This is a genomic window from Actinosynnema sp. NPDC037264, from assembly GCF_055603705.1.
This window is the reverse complement of the sequence record NZ_JBVJVK010000006.1, coordinates 284,393-300,283: the sequence shown is the minus strand read 5'-3', so window position 1 is coordinate 300,283 and position 15,891 is coordinate 284,393. Positions and strand designations below refer to the sequence as shown.

Sequence of the window (15,891 nt, the reverse complement as noted above, 5' to 3'; positions counted from 1 at the left end):
TAAGGCCCTTGACCGGCTTCGCGCTCGTCAAGGGCCTTTTCGTTGGTGCCCCGACAGGATTCGAACCTGTGCACCGGCCTCCGGAGGGCGGGTGCGATCACCGGCTGCCCCGAGCGCTCTACCAGTAGAAATAGCGATTTGATCTTTCTTGAGCGCGACTTTGGCCTGTACTTTTACCCGCAGGGCTGAGAACCGTGTAGCTGTGCGCGAGCCGCGCGGGTCTGGGAAGCGCGGGACTTCACCCACGGCGGGCCGTCCGGGCCGACTGACGTGCCTGCGGAACATAGCCAGGTCCACCGACGATGATCCGTACATGCCCGAGGACCTCCCAGCTCCCGCGCCGCCCCCTCGTCCGGCACTCGGTGAGCAGTCCGCCAACCACTTGCCCGTGCCGTTGCCCACGGTATCCACGCCACGCACGCCGGTGGAGCCGATGCCGCGCAAGGTGATCGCAACCGTGGCGGCCTTGATCGCTACAGCGACGATCGGCCTGGTAGTTGTGCTGTGGTGGGCGGGAACTGCAGGACTGTCCGGTGCAGAGTTGGTGAACGCGCGGTTCAACGCACTACGCACCGGGTTGAGCATCGGGGTGGGTGGAGGCGGGATCTTTGCGTTGTACCTGGGCTGGCGACGCCAACACGCCACAGAGATCGGACTGGTGCAGAAGGAACGAGACCAAGCCGACGTCGCACGCGCCTACGAACTCCAACGCGAGATCGCCGAGCACACCCGCCAACACGCCGAACGCGTCGCAGCCACGACCGAACGCGACACCGAAGCGCGCCGGATCACCGACTTGTACGCGAAGTCGGTGGAACAACTCGGGTCAGACAGGGCCCCGGTACGTCACGGCGGCATGTACGCCTTGGAACGGCTTGTTCAGGATCACCCCGACAATCCCGCCCTGCGTCAGACAGTGATCAACGTACTTTGCGCCTACCTTCGCGCCCCGTTCGACCTCCCCGGCGACTCACCCGCCCTCGACTCTGATCGGGCAGTCCGCAACGAACATCGCGAGAGAGTCCAAGAGCGTGAGGTCCGGCTGACCGCCCAACGAATCATCACCTCTCACCTGATTTCTGGAGATGATCTCGACCGTCCGGCCGCAACTTTCTGGGCAGATATCGATCTTGACCTGACTGCCGCGGTATTGATCGACTGGAGTATGACCGGCGGCTTGCTACGCGACGCGACGTTCAACCGGGCCAACTTTATCGGGCACGCCGGGTTCAACGGGACGAGATTCACTGGAGTTACTGGTTTCAGTGACGCAAAATTCGCCACCATTGCTTGGTTCAGTGGAACCAGGTTTACTGATGAGGCTAAATTCAGCCGGGCGACGTTCGCCGGAGATGCCTGGTTCAGTGGGGCGAAATTTGCAAAAGACTCCTGGTTTTCCGGCGCCACGTTCGTCAAATCGGCATGGTTCGACGAAGTAAATTTCGAGGACGATGCCTGGTTTACCTCGGCCGTCTTCACCGATCGAGCATGGTTCACTGAAACGAGGTTCAACGAGGACGCCATGTTCAATGGGGCGATGTTCGTGGAGGATGCCTGGTTCAACCATGCAGTATTCGCCAGTGATGTTCTGTTCAATGAAGATAAATTCTCTGCGACCACTCGGTTCGATGAGGTGGCGTTCCGTCGACTCCTGCCCATGGAATCGGCCGAAATCCGTCCATTGCCGCCCGGATGGCGGTTCTCGCCCGAGCCTGTGACCGTTGAAGTTTTAGGGGGAGCCTGGCACCGCCTTTTGAATGATGAATGAGGAGTAAGTCATGCTGACGACTCGGCCTCTACGTCCGTCGGGAACTGATCCTCAGTCCGTTCCTGTCGGCAAGCCTGGTCGGCTTTGTGTGGGACGCCATCGCACAGGAACGACGAATATTGCTCACGGAACACGACCTTTGAGTCGTAAGATGGCTGATTTGCCGAGTGTGCCTCTGCTGCAAGACGGATGGAGTGATTGGATTGGGTGATATGCGGGCAGATATTGCAAAGGCGGCCGAGGGGGTCAGGCGGAAATTTGGCTATAAATCGATCCTGGATGGTGAGCTCAGACTGCTGGGAAACCGTCTGGCCGGCAAGAAGGATGAGCAGGTCACTCATCTGGCTGGAGGCTATGAAGGCGGCAGGTTGCACCTTCTTGTGCTGACAACGGAACGCGTGATCGTTCGCAAGGCCGGCTTCGTCGGCAAGTCCATCGACTACGGACTTGCCGACATCGCTTCGATCCAGTGGATCAACAACGGTCTGAAGCAAGTCAACACCATATTGATCACCGCCACGGGGTCAAAGACCGAGATCAAACTTGTAGAGCCCGTAGAAGGTCAAGCATTTGTGGACGCTGTGTGCGCTGCAGTGCACAAGAAGAAGAATTCATCCGGTGTTACGCCAATGGTGACACCCGAGACGGATGTGTTGAGTCAGATCCGTCAGCTCGGCGAACTTCATCAGGCAGGAATTCTTTCGGATGAAGAATTCGGTAGCAAAAAGGCCGAGCTGCTTAAGCGCCTGTAGTGCAGGTGCTGCTTCTCAGTGGGACAGGTGGGACACCTGTCCCACTGACTGTCCCGCCCTGGAACCACAGGTCGTCAGCCATGCCGGGACAGATGGGGCAGCTTGGACAGCACCTGTCTCGGGAAAACGGGTATCCGCGGCCTGGTGATCCGGCGGCACGGTTGCAACAGTGGGCACGGCGGTGTGGTGACAGCGCTGCTGCACTCCCATATCCGCCAGTTCGGCACCGCCGCGAACCGTCGGCTGTTCACCGGCGAGCGCAACGGCCGTAGTTGTCATGCTCACCATCGTGTGGGCTGGCAGCGTGCCCGCACCACGCCCGAGACAGCCGTGACGCCGCTGGCCGCTACGCCGTACGACCAGCTGGCACGCGGTGGTGTCGACGGGAGTGCCCGCGGTGGCGGTCGCCGAGTGGGCCAGGCACTCGGTAGAGGTGCTGCTCAAGATCTACGCCAAGTCCCTCGATGGGGAAGTGGCGGCGGTCCGGCAGCGGGTTGAGGCTGCTCTGGGGTACCGGCCGAAGGGCGAGAACTTTGGGACGTATTGGGCACAGACATCGTAGGCGGCCGGATGTCACCGGACACGGCCGGACAGACGAGTAAGGCCCTTGACTGGCTTCGCGCTGGTCAAGGGCCTTACGTGATGGTGCCCCCGGCAGGATTCGAACCTGCGCACCCGCCTCCGGAGGGCGGTGCTCTATCCCCTGAGCTACGGGGGCCGCAGCTACGGGTGGAAGCTTAGCGCACGTCCGCCGGCGGGTTTCACCCCCTACCCTCTTGGGTTGTGCAGACGTGGGGTGAGCGGGTGGTGCAGGGGGATGACCTGGCGATTCGGGTGGTCGAAGGTGGGGTGGGTGGGGCGGTTCCCGTGGTGTTGGTGCACGGGTTCCCGGACACGTCAGAGGTCTGGGAGGGGGTGGCGGAGAGGCTGGGGGAGCGGTTCCGGGTGGTTCGGTACGACGTGAGGGGGACCGGTGGGTCGGGGGCGCCGGTCGGGGGTGGGAGTCAGGGGTACCGGCTGGAGCGGTTGGTCGCGGACCTCGTGGCGGTGGTGGGGGCGGTAGGTGGGCCGGTTCACCTGGTCGGGCACGACTGGGGGTCGTTGCAGGGGTGGGCGGCGGTGGCGGCTCGGCCCGACTTGTTCCTCTCGTTCACCAGCATTTCCGGGCCGGACCTGGGGCACCTCGGCGACTGGGTCAGGCGCAATCGCTTGCGGCCGGTCACGGTGGCGAAGGTGTTGGGAAAGTCCTGGTACATCGCGGGGTTCAAGGTGCCCGGTGCGGCGGAGCTGGTGTGGCGGGTGCCGGCGGTCCGGAAGTGGTTGCGGGCGGGGCGGCGGGAGCTGGTCAACGGGCTGGGGATGTACCGGGCCAACGTGGGGCGGGGGCGGAAGCCGGCGAAGGTCACCGTGCGGGTTCACCAGATCGAGTTGACCGAGGACCCGTACGTGAGGCGGGAGCACCTGCAGGCGGCGGAGCCCTGGGTCGAGGAGCTCACCCGGAGCCGGATCCGCGCCGGGCACTGGGCGCCGCGGACGCACCCGGAGCTGGTCGCACGGCACATCGAGGACGCCATCGACGGCAAGCGGCGGAAGCGGCTGGTGGTCATCACGGGTGCCGGTAGCGGGATCGGCAGGGCCACGGCGGTGGCCTTCGCCCACCAGGGCGCCGAGGTGGTCGTGCTCGACGTCGACGACGAGAAGGCGCGGGATACGGCCGAGCTGGTCGGTGGGCACGCGTACCGGGTCGACGTGGCGGACTCGGCCGCGATGACGGCGGTGGCGGCGGAAATCGAGGCACGGCACGGCGTGCCCGACGTGGTGATGGCGAACGCCGGCATCGGGCTGGCCGGGTCGTTCCTCCGCACGTCGGAGGAGGACTGGCGGCGGGTCGTGGACGTCAACCTCTGGGGCGTCGTGCACACGCTGCGGGCCTTCGCGCCGCGCATGGTCGACCGGGGCGAAGGCGGCAACCTCGTCGTCACGGCGTCCGCGGCGGGCTACTTCCCGACCGCCGCCCTGTCGGCCTACTCGACCACGAAGGCCGCCGTCCTGATGCTCGCCCAGTGCCTGGACGCCGAGCTGCGCGAGCACGGCGTCACCGTCACCGCGATCTGCCCCGGCATCGTCGACACCGACATCACCCGGACGTTCACGTTCGCCGGCGCGACCCCGGCCGAGCAGGACGAACAGCGCCGGAAAGCGACGAAGGCCTACCGGCGGCGCGGCTTCGGGCCGGAGAAGGTGGCGGCCGAAGTCCTCAAGGTGGTGGACCACCACAAAGCGGTGGTACCCGTCACCATGGAGGCGAAGGCGGCGCACCTGGGCAACCGCATCGCACCCGACCTGGTCCGCGCCCTGGGCCGGTTGTGGCGCCCCTGACAGTCGAGTTGCACTCATGCGCATGTGACTATATGTTCCGCTCATGGGTCACGGACACGGCCACGGTGTGTCGTCGGGGAGCGCCAAGCACCTCGGCCGGCTGTGGATCGCCTTCGGCATCGGCGCGGCGTTCATGGTGCTGGAGTTCGTCGTCGGCATCGCCACCGGCTCGCTGGCCCTGATCTCCGACGCGGCCCACATGCTCACCGACGTCCTGGGCGTCGGCATGGCGCTGGCCGCCATCATGCTGGCCCGCCGCGCGCGAACGGGCGGCAGCCGCACGTTCGGCCTCTACCGGGCCGAGGTGCTGGCCGCGCTGGCCAACGCCGTGCTGCTGTTCGGCGTGGCCGGTTACGTCGTGTACGAAGCCGTGGGGCGGTTCGGCAACCCGCCCGAGGTGCCCGGCCTGCCCGTCGTGCTGGCCGCCACCGCGGGCCTCGCGGCCAACGTCGTCTCGTTCTTCCTGCTCCGCCAGGGCGCGAAGGACAGCATCAACGTGCGCGGCGCGTACCTGGAAGTCCTGGCCGACCTCATCGGGTCGGTCGGCGTGCTCGTCAGCGGCGTCGTCACCCTGGTCTTCGGCTGGCGCTACGCCGACCCGATCATGGGTGTCGCGATCGGCCTCTTCGTCCTCCCGCGCACGTACAAGCTGGCCGCGAGCGCGCTGCGGATCCTCTTCCAGCACGCGCCCGAACGCCTGGACGTCGCCGAGATGCAGGCCGACCTGAGCCGCCTGCCCGGCGTGGCCGAGGCGCACGACCTGCACGTCTGGACGCTCACGTCGGGCATGGAGGTCGCCTCCGCGCACCTCACCACCCGCGACCACGTGGACCCGGCCGACGTGCTGCGCGCCGCGCAGGCGCTGCTGGCCGAGCGGTACCACATCGAGCACGCCACGCTCCAGGTCGAACCAGGAGATTCCGCGCGCAGGTGCCGCGAAATCTCCTGGTGACCTCAAGGACCTACAACTCGGCGCACTGACCCGTCTTGGGCCCGCTCGCCGAGTTCACCCATCCGTTGTTCACCGGTTCGGGGGTGCTCCCGGTGCACGACAGCGGCCCGCCGACGGTGTTGCCGGCGACGACCGTGCCGCCCTTGTTGTCCACCAGCCGCACGGGCCCGCCGACGGACACCCGTTCCAGTGACACCGGGCCGGTCGCCCCGGTCACGTTCACCGGTCCGCCGACCGAGGTCTCCACCAGCACGACCGCCGCCGCGCCGGTGGCGTTCACCGGACCCTCGACCTTCCCGCCGAACACGTACAGCGACGCGCCCGCCGCCACCGTCACCGGACCGGTCACGGTGGCGCCGTCCACGCACGTCACGCCCGACTCCACGCGCAACGCCCCGGCGTGCTCACCGGTCACCGACTTCGAGCACGTCACGAACGGCTTGGCCAGCAGCTCGAACTCCGCCACCGTCACCGAGCCCGGGAACTCCAGCCGGTAGTGCTGGTAGTGACCCGGTCGGGCGATCTTGAACGCCCGCGTCTGCTGCCGCCACGCGAACGCCTCACCGGACCGCTCGTCCACGGTGGTCCAGTTCGTCCCGTCGTACGAGCCCTTCAGCACCCACGAGGTCGGGTCGCCGGCGGCCTTGCCCGACGTCAACGTGTAGAACGTCGCGTCTTCCTTCTTCGACGGCAGGTCCACCTGCAACCACGACAGCGCGCCGGAGGTCTGCGAGGTGTTGTCCACCAACGACGCGGGCGCCCCGGTCACCGTCCCCGACAGCGTCACGTCCCGCAGCGGAGCAGGCGGCGCGGAACCCGTGGTCAACGACGGCGGCGCGGCGTCCGGACCCGTGGCCCACCGCGACGGCGACGAGCCCATGTCGAAGTCCAGCACGCCACCGTTCGCGATCTCCGCGTGCGGCAGGTACGCCTTGTCCCACGTCTTCCCGTTGACCTTCAACGACTGCACGTAGATGTTCTTCGCGGAGTTGGCCGGCGCGTTGATCACGAGCGAGCGGCCGTTGTCCAGGTGCACGGTCATCTTCTTGAACAGCGGCGACCCGATCGCGTACGTCGCGTTGCCCATCTGCAGCGGGTAGAAGCCCATCGCGCTGAACAGCCACCACGCCGACTGCTCGCCGTTGTCCTCGTCGCCGGGGTAGCCCTGGCCGATCTCGCTGCCCAGGTAGAGCCGGGACAGGATCTCGCGCACCTTCTCCTGCGTCTTCCACGGCTGACCGGCGTAGTCGTACATGTACGTGATGTGGTGCGAGACCTGGTTGGAGTGGCCCAGCTGCCCCATCCGCACGTCGCGCGCCTCGGTCATCTCGTGGATCACGCCGCCGTACGAGCCGGGGAACTTCGCCGTCTCCGGCGTGGCGAAGAACTCGTCGAGCTTCTTCGCCAGCCCGTCGCGGCCGCCGTACAGGTTGGCCAGGCCCAGCCCGTCGTGCGGCACCGAGAACGCCATGTTCCAGCCGTCGGTCTCGGTGTAGTCGTGGCCCCACTCGCGCGGGTCGTACTCGTCGGTGGGCACGCGCCACGTGCCGTCGGGGTTGCGGCCCTGGAAGAAGCCCGTCGACGGGTCGAACATGTGGATGTAGTTCTGCGCCCGGTTCGAGAAGTACTCGTAGGACGCCAGGTACTGCGCCTCGCCGGTCTTCTCGTGCAGCGCCTTCGCCATGTTCGCGATGCCGTAGTCGTTGACGTAGCCCTCGATCGCCCACGACATGCCCTCGCCGGTGGCGGTGGACGTGTAGCCGGTGAAGATCGAGGTGTCCAGGCCCTTGCGGCCGACGCCAGCGTTCGGCGGCGCGACCGTCGCGTTCTTCACCGCCGCCTCGTAGGCCGCCTTGGCGTCGGGCAGGTCGACGCCCTTCACGAACGCGTCCGCGAACGCCACGTCGGAGCTCGTGCCGGTCATGAGGTTCGCGTAGCCGGGCGAGGACCAGCGCGAGATCCAGCCGCCGTCGCGGTACTGCTGCACGAACCCGTCGGCCAGCTCGGCCGCCTTGCCGGGCGTCAGCAGGCTGTACGCGGGCCACGTGGTCCGGTAGGTGTCCCAGAACCCGTTGTTGACGTAGACCTTGCCGTCCACGACCTTCGCGCCGGTCTTGGTGGGCGTGGACGGCCCGGCGGGCTGCACGGGCGACGCGTACTGGTACTCGGGCGCGTCGGCGGTGCCGGTGTTCTCGAAGCCCGAGTTCGGGTAGAGGTAGAGCCGGTAGAGGTTGGAGTACAGCGTGGTCAGCTGGTCCTCCGAGGCGCCTTCCACCTCGACCATGCCCAGCACCCGGTCCCAGGCCTGCTGAGCCCGGTCGCGCACCGAGTCGAACGTGTCCGAGGCGGACACCTCCAGCTCCAGGTTGCGCTTCGCCTGGTCGACGCCCAGCAACGACGTGGCGATCTTCATCGTCACGGTCTTGTCGCCGGAGGTGTCGAACTGGAAGAAGCCCGCCACGTCGTCGCGGCCCGCGCCGGTCAGCCGACCGCTCGACTTCACCGGCTTGTCCACCACGCCGTACACGAACAGCCGCGTCGCGCCGGTCGACAGGCCGCTCTTGACGTCGGAGAAGCCGGTCACCACGCCGGACGCCGGGTCGAGGGTGAGCCCGCCGCTGTTGTTGACGTTGTCGAACACCAGGTTCGAGGTGTCGTCCACGAACGTGAAGCGGAACAGCGCGGCGTGGTCGGTCGGCGCGATCTCGGTGCGCATCCCGTTCTCGAACCGCACGCCGTAGTAGTGCGCCTTGGCGACCTCGTTCTCGTGCTTGAACGGCAGCGCGCGCACCGCCCGGTCGGCGGTCGGCGTGCCTGCGGTCGGCATCACCTGGAACGTCTGCCGGTCACCCATCCACGGGCTGGGCTCGTGGCTCGCGGTGAACGCCTGCAACGTCGGCAGGTTGTCCCGGTTGTTGTTCTTCGCGTACTCGTACAGCCAGCTGATCGAGCCCGCGTTGGTCATGGGCGACCAGAAGTTGAAGCCGTGCGGCACCGCGGTGGCCGGGAAGTTGTTGCCCCGCGAGAACGAGCCGCTGGAGTTCGTGCCGCGGTTGGTCAGCACCCAGTCCGACGGGCGCGGCCGTTCGACCACGACCGGCGCGGACTTCACCTGGACGTCGTCGACCCAGCCGTTGAAACCGGCCGGTCCCTTCGGGTTGTCGTACGCCACCAGGATCCGCTTGATCGTCTTGCCCGCGGCCACCGCGCCGATGACCGAGGCGATCCGGTTCCACTGGTTGGTGTACAGCGACTTCGCCGCGCCCTGGCCGCGCGGTGACAGCTCGAAGCCGTGCTGGTCGCGCGCACCGAGGTCGCTGAGGTAGGTGCCGTCGGCGAACGCGAGGTCGATCGACACGAACGTGGCCGGGTAGTTCAGGTCGTCCGTGGTGAACGACGGGAAGATCAGGTACGACAGCTCGGTGGTCGACGTGACCGGGATGTCGACGTCGAAGACCTTGTTGTAGGAGTAGCCGCGGCCCTCGGCGACGTGCGTGCCCTGGTAGCGCAACGCCTTCACGCCGGTGAACCCGGCGCCCGCCTTGGCGTTGTACCCGCCGTTGGCCCCCTTGCCCACGGTGGTGCGCATGTTCTTCGCCGGCGGGGTGGTGGAGCCGTCGGAGAACTGCACCTCGGCCAGCTGGATGAGGTTCACGCCGCCCGCGGTCGCGGAGATGTCGAGCTGGTAGTGCTTGAACGCCTCGGTGTTGGCGAGGTCGTAGACCTTGGTCTGGAACCGCTCGGCGAACGCCTCGCCGGTGCGCGCGTCGACCGGCGTCCACGTCGTGCCGTCGTGGGAGCCGCGCAGCGTCCAGTCCTTCGGGTCGCGCTCGGGCGCGTCGTTGGCCGAGGACATCGCGTAGCGCTTGACCGCGACGGGCTCGTTGAAGGTGAACCGCGCCCAGCCGGTCGGCGTGAAGGTGAGCCACTTCGAGGCCACGTTGGCGTCGACCAGGTTGGCCGCCACCTCGCCGGCGCCGGAGTTCTCGGAGTTGGCCACGACGTCGACCACGCGGTCGGTGACGTTGCCGGGGATGCCGGTGGAGTCCGAGCCGTCGACGCCCGACGTCTTCGGCGTGCCGTCCGGGCCGGTCTCCACGGTGCTCGTCCAGGTCGGCTGCGGCTGCCCGTCCTCGAACGACGTGGCGAAGAGCGTCTCGCTCACGGTTGGCTCCCCCGGTGCGGCGGTCGCGGAGCTCCAGCCTCCCACGCTCCCCAGCGCCAGTGCGATGGTCGAGACGACCACCAGCGATCTCCTGCCCCGCATGTGCCCCATTGCGCACGCCCTTCGCCGTACCGACCCGATCTTTAGCGAAGCAAAGGGCCAGCTGACATCGTTGTCAAGAGTGGCCGCGCAACTTGTCCGCAAGCCTGTCCGGGTGCTGCTCCACCCGATCTACACTCACTCACCGTGACGGCCCCGAACTCGCCCCAGGTGGGCACCCCCGCGGGGATGCGCGTGCTCAACCAGCGCGCGGTGCTCGACCGCCTGCGGGAGGGCGGTCCGGCGACGAGGCCGCAGCTCGCCAAGGACACCGGCCTGTCGAAGCCGACCATCGGCCAGGCGCTGCTCGACCTGGAGCAGCACGGCCTGGTGCGCCCCATCGGCCGCACGTCGGCGGGACCGGGCCGGTCGGCCGTGGTCTACGAGCCGAACCCCGCGGCGGGCCACGTGCTCGGCGTCGACATCGGCAGGCAGCGGATCCGGGTGGCGGTGGCGGACCTGGCCGGTTCGGTGATCGCGCGGTCCGACGAGCGCAACCGGTGCCGCTCGGCGACGGCCCTGGTCCGCACGGTGCGGGAGCTGGCCGAGCGCACGGTGTCCGACGCCGGGCTGACGCCGGCCGACCTGGTGGTGAAGGTCGTCGGCACGCCCGGCGTGCCCGACCCGCGCGACCGGACCCTGCACCACGCGCCGAACCTGCCCGGCTGGGAACGACCGGGCCTGCTGGACGACCTGGAGGCCGCGCTCGGCGCGGGCCTGGTCGTGGAGAACGACGCGAACCTCGCCGCCGTCGGCGAGCAGGCCTACGGGGTGGCGCGCGACGTCGACGTGTTCGTGTGCGTCACCGTGGGCACCGGGATAGGGATGGGGATCGTGGTGGACGGCCGGTTGTTCCGCGGCGCGCACGGCGCGGCGGGCGAGGTCGGCTACCTGCCCTACACCGGTCAGTCCGAAGAGGACGGACGGCAGCGCGGCCAGGTCGAGGCCGCCGCGGCGGCGGAATCCGTGGTGGCGCTGGCGAAGCAGCGCGGTCTGGCGGCGCGGTCGGCGCGGGAGGTGTTCGCGGCGGCGAAGGCCGGTGACGAACGGGCGCTGCTCGCGGTGCGCGACGAGGCGGAGCGGCTGGCGTTCGTGGTGGCGTCGGTGGTGGCGGTGGTCGACCCCGAGCTGGTGGTGCTCGGCGGCGGCATCGGCAGCAACACCGACCTGCTGCAGGAGCCGATGGAGGCCGCGCTGCGGCGGATGACGCCGCTCGCGCCGCGGATCGTGGCGGGCGAGCTGGGTGACGGCGCGGTGCTCAGCGGCGCCATCGCGATCGGGTTGCGGTCGGCGCGCGAGCTCGTGTTCGACCGGCGAGGCAGCGTGACTCTCTGAGAGTAGTCGAGTGACTCTCACCTGCTGATTCACTCGAAAGTTGTAGGTCTCAACTCGCCAGTAACGACGTAGCGTGACAGGAACCTCCTCCTGGAGGGTGTTGTTCCTTCCGCTGTAGTTAGGGGAGTCGAAAGGGGAGTACGGGGGACGTGGTCCCCTTTCGACCGTGCCACGGGGCAGGTGCCGCGCCCGCAAACACCTGCCCCGTGTACTAACTACGTCGTGCGGTGGACGTTCTCCGCGGTGGACGCCCGGTGCGTCGAGTCCGCGATCCACGGCCCCGGGCCGGACGGGTCCAGCACCCCTTCCTCGAGCCACGTGAACCGGCCGTCCAGCACGTGCCGGGCCAGCCTCGCGTCCGAGTCGTCGGAGTTGCGCCACAACCGGTCGAACAGCTCGTCCACCCGCACCCGCGCCTGCGCGGCGAACGCGTCCGCCAGCCGGACCGCCCGGTCGCCGTCCGCCGCCGCCTTCACGCACGCCGCGCTGATGGCGAACAGCTCCGCGCCGATGTCCACGATCCGCGCCAGGAACCGCTGCTTGCGCTCCAGCCGGCCCTGCCAGCGCGACATCGCGTAGAACGTCTGCCTGGCCAGCTTGCGGCTGGACCGCTCGACGAACCGCAGGTGCCCGGCCAGCGGCCCGAACTCGGCGTAGGCGCGCGGCACCTGGCCCTTGCCGACCACCAGCGTCGGCAGCCACTTCGCGTAGAAGCCGCCCGCCTTGGCCAGCGCCTGCGCCTTGCGCTTGGCGTCGGCCTCGGGGTCGATGAAGTCACCGGCGACGGCGAGGTGCGCGTCCACCGCCTCCCGGGCGATGAGCAGGTGCATGATCTCGGTCGAGCCCTCGAAGATCCGGTTGATCCGCAGGTCCCGCAGCATCTGCTCGGCGGGCACGCCGCGTTCGCCGCGGGCGGCCAGGGACGCCGCGGTCTCGTAGCCGCGCCCGCCGCGCAGCTGCACCAGCTCGTCCGCGACCAGCCAGGCCATCTCCGAGCCGTAGAGCTTCGCCAGCGCCGCCTCGATGCGGATGTCGTGCCCGCCCGCGTCGGCCAGCTCGCTGGACAGGTCGAGCACGGCCTCCAGCGCGTAGGCGGTGGCCGCGATGTAGGCGATCTTGCCCGCGATGGCCTCGTGCTCGCCGATCGGCCGGCCCCACTGCACGCGGTGCGCCGACCACTCGCGGGCGATCTTCAGGCTCCACTTCGCCGCGCCCGCGCACAGGGCGGGCAACGACAGCCGGCCGGTGTTGAGCGTGGTGAGCGCGATCTTCAGGCCCGCGCCCTCCTTGCCGATCAGGTTGGCCCTGGGCACGTGGACCTGGTGGAACCGGGTGACGCCGTTCTCCAGGCCGCGCAGGCCCATGAACCGGTTGCGGTTCTCCACCGTGATGCCGGGCGAGTCGCCCTCGACCACGAACGCGCTGATGCCCTTGTCCGGCACGTGCGCCATCACCACCAGCAGGTCGGCCACCACGCCGTTGGTCGTCCACAGCTTCACGCCGTCGAGCACGTAGCCGTCGTCGGTGGGCGTGGCCGTGGTGCCCAGGCGGGCCGGGTCGCTGCCCACGTCCGGCTCGGTGAGCAGGAACGCGCTGATCTCACCGGTCGCGCAGCGGGGCAGGTACTCCCGCTTCTGCTCGTCCGTGCCGAACATCGCCAGCGGCTGCGGCACGCCGATGGACTGGTGCGCGGACAGCATCGCGCCCAGCGCCGGGCTGACCGAGCCGACCATCATCAACGCCCGGTTGTAGTAGACCTGGGACAGGCCGAGGCCGCCGTACTCGCGCTTGATCTTCATGCCGAACGCGCCGAGCTGCTTGAGGCCGGTCAGCACGTGGTCGGGGATGAGCGCGTCGCGCTCGATCTCCGCGCCGTCCACGGAGTGCTCGCAGAACTCGCGCAGGGCGGTGAGGAACGTCTCGCCGCGCTCGCGGTCCTCGGCCGAGCCGCTGGGGTGGGGGTGGATCAGGTCGAGGCGGAAGTGGCCGAGGAAGAGCTCGCGGCCGAAGCTGGGGTGCCGCCACCGGGTCTCGCGGGCCTGTTCGGCCACCTTGCGGGCGGTGCGCTCGTCGACGTGCCGATCGGGATCCACTGCGGTCTCCGTGTTGGATTGCCGCTGCTCCGCAGACGGCGGCTCGGTCGCCTGGAAGTCGGTCGTTCGCGCCTGATTTCCCGACGATCGAAAAGCGTGATCGCCGGGAAATGAGTCGCGAACGACCGACGCGACCTCGCGACGGGGTGTTCCACGCTACTACCGGCGGGTAGCCCCAAGCGGGTGAAGCGAAACCGCCGTCAGCGGGTCCTGCTGTGCCGAGGGCTCATCGGCGGTGCGACGGGGTCTTCCACTCCGGCACGTCCGCGCGGGCGACCCGTTCGGGCGTGATCCGGAACCGGTGGTCGGTGTGGGTCGACTTCACGCCCGCCGCGGTGCGGCTGACCACCCGCAGCTGCTGGTCCTCGGTGTGGGTGGGCGTCCAGCGGATCGTCGCGGTGCCGTCCGGGCCGATCGGGACGGTGGTGGTGACGCCGTCGACCGTGTACTCGAACGCCGTCGCGTCGGCCTGGTTCGCGGTGAACGTGAAGGACCCTTCGCGCCACTTGCCGCTGGAGGCGGCGGGGAACTCCGCCGAGCTGACGGTCGGGCGGTGGGAGCACTGTTACCGGCCGTGCGCGGCCGATCACGCGACCGGGTCGGCCAGAGGGGGCCGGCCAGGTGGGGCGGCCGAGCGGCGTCGGCTGGGTGAGTCAGCTCGGCAGGGGAGCGGCGCCGCGTTCGGTGATCAGCTGTTGCATGTACGTGCTCTCGGCCGTCTGCGACTTGAGCATGTTGTCCGCGAGCGTCCGCACGACCGACTGCCCGGCGCGCGTGGCGGCGTACTCGGCCATCGGGGCGCCGCCCTTGTGGTGCCGCAGCATCAGCTGGAGGAAGTACACGTCGAACTCGACGCCGGTCAGCGAGCGCAGCTTGGTGATCTCCTCGGACGACGCCATGCCGGGCATCCGCTCGGCGTCACCGGAGCCCGAGCCCGAGCCGGGCGCGTCGTGGCCGTGCGTGCCGGAGGTCATCCACCACATGTGCCTGCCGTCGACCGACTGCTCGGGGTAGCCCCAGAGGAACAGCCAGCCCTTCATCCGCCCGACCTGCTCCAACTGGGTCGAGGCGATGTCGAAGGCGAGCTGCCGGACGGCGGGGTCGGCCGTCTTCTCGCGCGCGATGTTGGCCATCGTCACGCCTTGCAGGTGGTGGGTCGACATGTCCTGGGTGAACCCCACGTCGACCGAGTCGCGCGCGGGCGTCGAGCTGGTGTCCGCGCCCGGCAGCTTGATCAGCAAGCCGATGGCGGCGCCGAGCAGGAGGACGGCGACGACCGCGACGGTCACGACGATCGTCCTGGTCGCGGTCACCCCGCGTGACGGGGGTGCCTCGTCCTCCTGCCCGACGCCTGCCACAGGTCAGCTGCTCGCGGTCGTGGTGGCCGCGGGGGCGTCGGACGCGGGCGGGGCCGACGGGTCGCCGGTCGGCTCGGTGCTGTCCGCGGTGCCACCGGACATCGGGACCGCGTCGGGACCGGGCGCCTCCGCCACGAACGGCGGCGGGTTGGTCACGTCGAACTGGGTCGCGTCGCACGTGGCGCCGACCTCGGGGTAGGTGTACTGGTTGCGCCGCAGCGACTGGATGAACTGGTCGATCCGCTCGTCGTCGGCGCTCTCCAGCTTCAGCTGGTGGCCCCACGACTGCAGCGAGATCGGCTTGTCCAGGCCGGGGTACGGCGACAGCATGGTGAACGGCTGGCCCTCGGCCCGCGCCTTCAGCTTGTCCAGCGCCTCACCGGTGATCTGGTCCGGGTTGTACGCGATCCACACCGCGCCGTGCTCGAGCGGGTGGACCATGTTCTCGTTGCGGACGGCCTTGTCGTACACCGTGCCGGTGCAGTCGGCCCACACGTTGTCGTGCGGACCGCCGAACGGCGGTGACTGGTCGTAGGCGACCCGCTGCGTGGCGTCGACGTGCTTGCTGGCCTCGTACTCGACCTTGACCACGCCGGCGATCTGGTCCGAGGGGTCCTTGTTCTCCTCGGTCGGGTTCCACTTGGCGAGCGCCTGCTCCTTCGCGTTGCGGTCCGCGATCTGGCTGTACGCGTAACCGAACACGGTGCCGGCCAGGGCCAGCACGGCCACCACCGCGATGATGGTCCCCCACGGCTTCGGCTTCTTGGCCACCACCGAGGAGCGCGCCGCCGCAACGCTGGAGCGCGCGGCCTTCGTCTTCTTGCCGCTGGTCATGTCCGCCTCAGTCTCGTCATACGCCCATGCCGCGGGCCAGTGTAGGGATACCGTGTCTGATCACCGTCAACTGGCCGTCACAGCGGGTGGCCGTCAACAGTTGCCATCCCACTTCGCGGGACGCGCATCCCGGTCGAGACCAGCGAGAACGCTTCC

General features: G+C 68.7%; 10 protein-coding genes and 2 tRNA genes. 5 read left to right on the top strand and 7 right to left on the bottom strand.

The genetic code is table 11. The features are described from left to right. Positions 1-43 precede the first annotated feature (43 nt). Positions 44-117: transfer RNA gene (locus tag ACZ7GX_RS10885), tRNA-Arg, on the bottom strand. A gap of 196 nt (positions 118-313) precedes the next feature. On the opposite strand from ACZ7GX_RS10885, the gene ACZ7GX_RS10880 reads away from it, so the two are divergent. Together ACZ7GX_RS10880 and ACZ7GX_RS10875 are read left to right on the top strand one after the other, a co-directional pair. Then, a complete protein-coding gene (locus tag ACZ7GX_RS10880; protein ID WP_498775193.1) occupies positions 314-1,768 on the top strand; it encodes a pentapeptide repeat-containing protein in 1,455 nt (484 codons plus the stop codon). Between the two features lie 212 nt (positions 1,769-1,980). Further along, positions 1,981-2,520: an SHOCT domain-containing protein gene (locus ACZ7GX_RS10875; RefSeq protein ID WP_498775223.1), complete on the top strand. Its 540-nt coding sequence runs from the start codon at positions 1,981-1,983 to the stop codon at positions 2,518-2,520. A gap of 643 nt (positions 2,521-3,163) precedes the next feature. Here the strand turns inward: ACZ7GX_RS10875 and ACZ7GX_RS10870 are convergent. Continuing rightward, positions 3,164-3,238, bottom strand: a tRNA-Arg gene (locus ACZ7GX_RS10870). Positions 3,239-3,303: 65 nt separating this feature from the next. On the opposite strand from ACZ7GX_RS10870, the gene ACZ7GX_RS10865 reads away from it, so the two are divergent. Together ACZ7GX_RS10865 and ACZ7GX_RS10860 are read left to right on the top strand one after the other, a co-directional pair. Then, positions 3,304-4,899 carry an SDR family oxidoreductase gene (locus tag ACZ7GX_RS10865; RefSeq protein WP_498775191.1) on the top strand — a complete coding sequence of 532 codons (1,596 nt, stop codon included), beginning with the start codon at positions 3,304-3,306 and terminating at the stop codon, positions 4,897-4,899. A 43-nt stretch (positions 4,900-4,942) separates the two neighbouring features. Next, complete coding sequence (locus tag ACZ7GX_RS10860) at positions 4,943-5,851, top strand: cation diffusion facilitator family transporter (protein ID WP_498775189.1); 909 nt, start codon at positions 4,943-4,945, stop codon at positions 5,849-5,851. Positions 5,852-5,861: 10 nt separating this feature from the next. On the opposite strand, the gene ACZ7GX_RS10855 is transcribed toward ACZ7GX_RS10860, so the two are convergent. After that, positions 5,862-10,127 (bottom strand): GH92 family glycosyl hydrolase, encoded by a 4,266-nt coding sequence (locus tag ACZ7GX_RS10855; protein ID WP_498775187.1) that lies wholly within the window; start codon positions 10,125-10,127, stop codon positions 5,862-5,864. A gap of 177 nt (positions 10,128-10,304) precedes the next feature. Here ACZ7GX_RS10855 and ACZ7GX_RS10850 point away from each other — a divergent pair, with 177 nt between their 5' ends. After that, complete coding sequence (locus ACZ7GX_RS10850; protein ID WP_498775221.1) at positions 10,305-11,450, top strand: ROK family transcriptional regulator; 1,146 nt, start codon at positions 10,305-10,307, stop codon at positions 11,448-11,450. 215 nt (positions 11,451-11,665) lie between these two features. Here the strand turns inward: ACZ7GX_RS10850 and ACZ7GX_RS10845 are convergent, their stop codons facing one another. From ACZ7GX_RS10845 to ACZ7GX_RS10830, 4 genes are all read right to left on the bottom strand, one after another. Then, a complete protein-coding gene (locus ACZ7GX_RS10845) occupies positions 11,666-13,543 on the bottom strand; it encodes an acyl-CoA dehydrogenase family protein (protein ID WP_498775185.1) in 1,878 nt (625 codons plus the stop codon). A 226-nt stretch (positions 13,544-13,769) separates the two neighbouring features. Continuing rightward, on the bottom strand, positions 13,770-13,892 hold the full coding sequence (locus tag ACZ7GX_RS10840; RefSeq protein WP_498775183.1) for a hypothetical protein: 123 nt from the start codon (positions 13,890-13,892) through the stop codon (positions 13,770-13,772). Between the two features lie 304 nt (positions 13,893-14,196). Continuing rightward, the gene (locus tag ACZ7GX_RS10835) at positions 14,197-14,901 is read right to left on the bottom strand and encodes a DUF305 domain-containing protein (protein WP_498775181.1); all 705 of its coding nucleotides are present in this window, start codon (positions 14,899-14,901) and stop codon (positions 14,197-14,199) included. 3 nt (positions 14,902-14,904) lie between these two features. Further along, positions 14,905-15,735, bottom strand: a complete 831-nt coding sequence (locus ACZ7GX_RS10830) for a thioredoxin-like domain-containing protein (protein ID WP_498775178.1) — start codon at positions 15,733-15,735, stop codon at positions 14,905-14,907. Between the last annotated feature and the right edge of the window lie 156 nt (positions 15,736-15,891).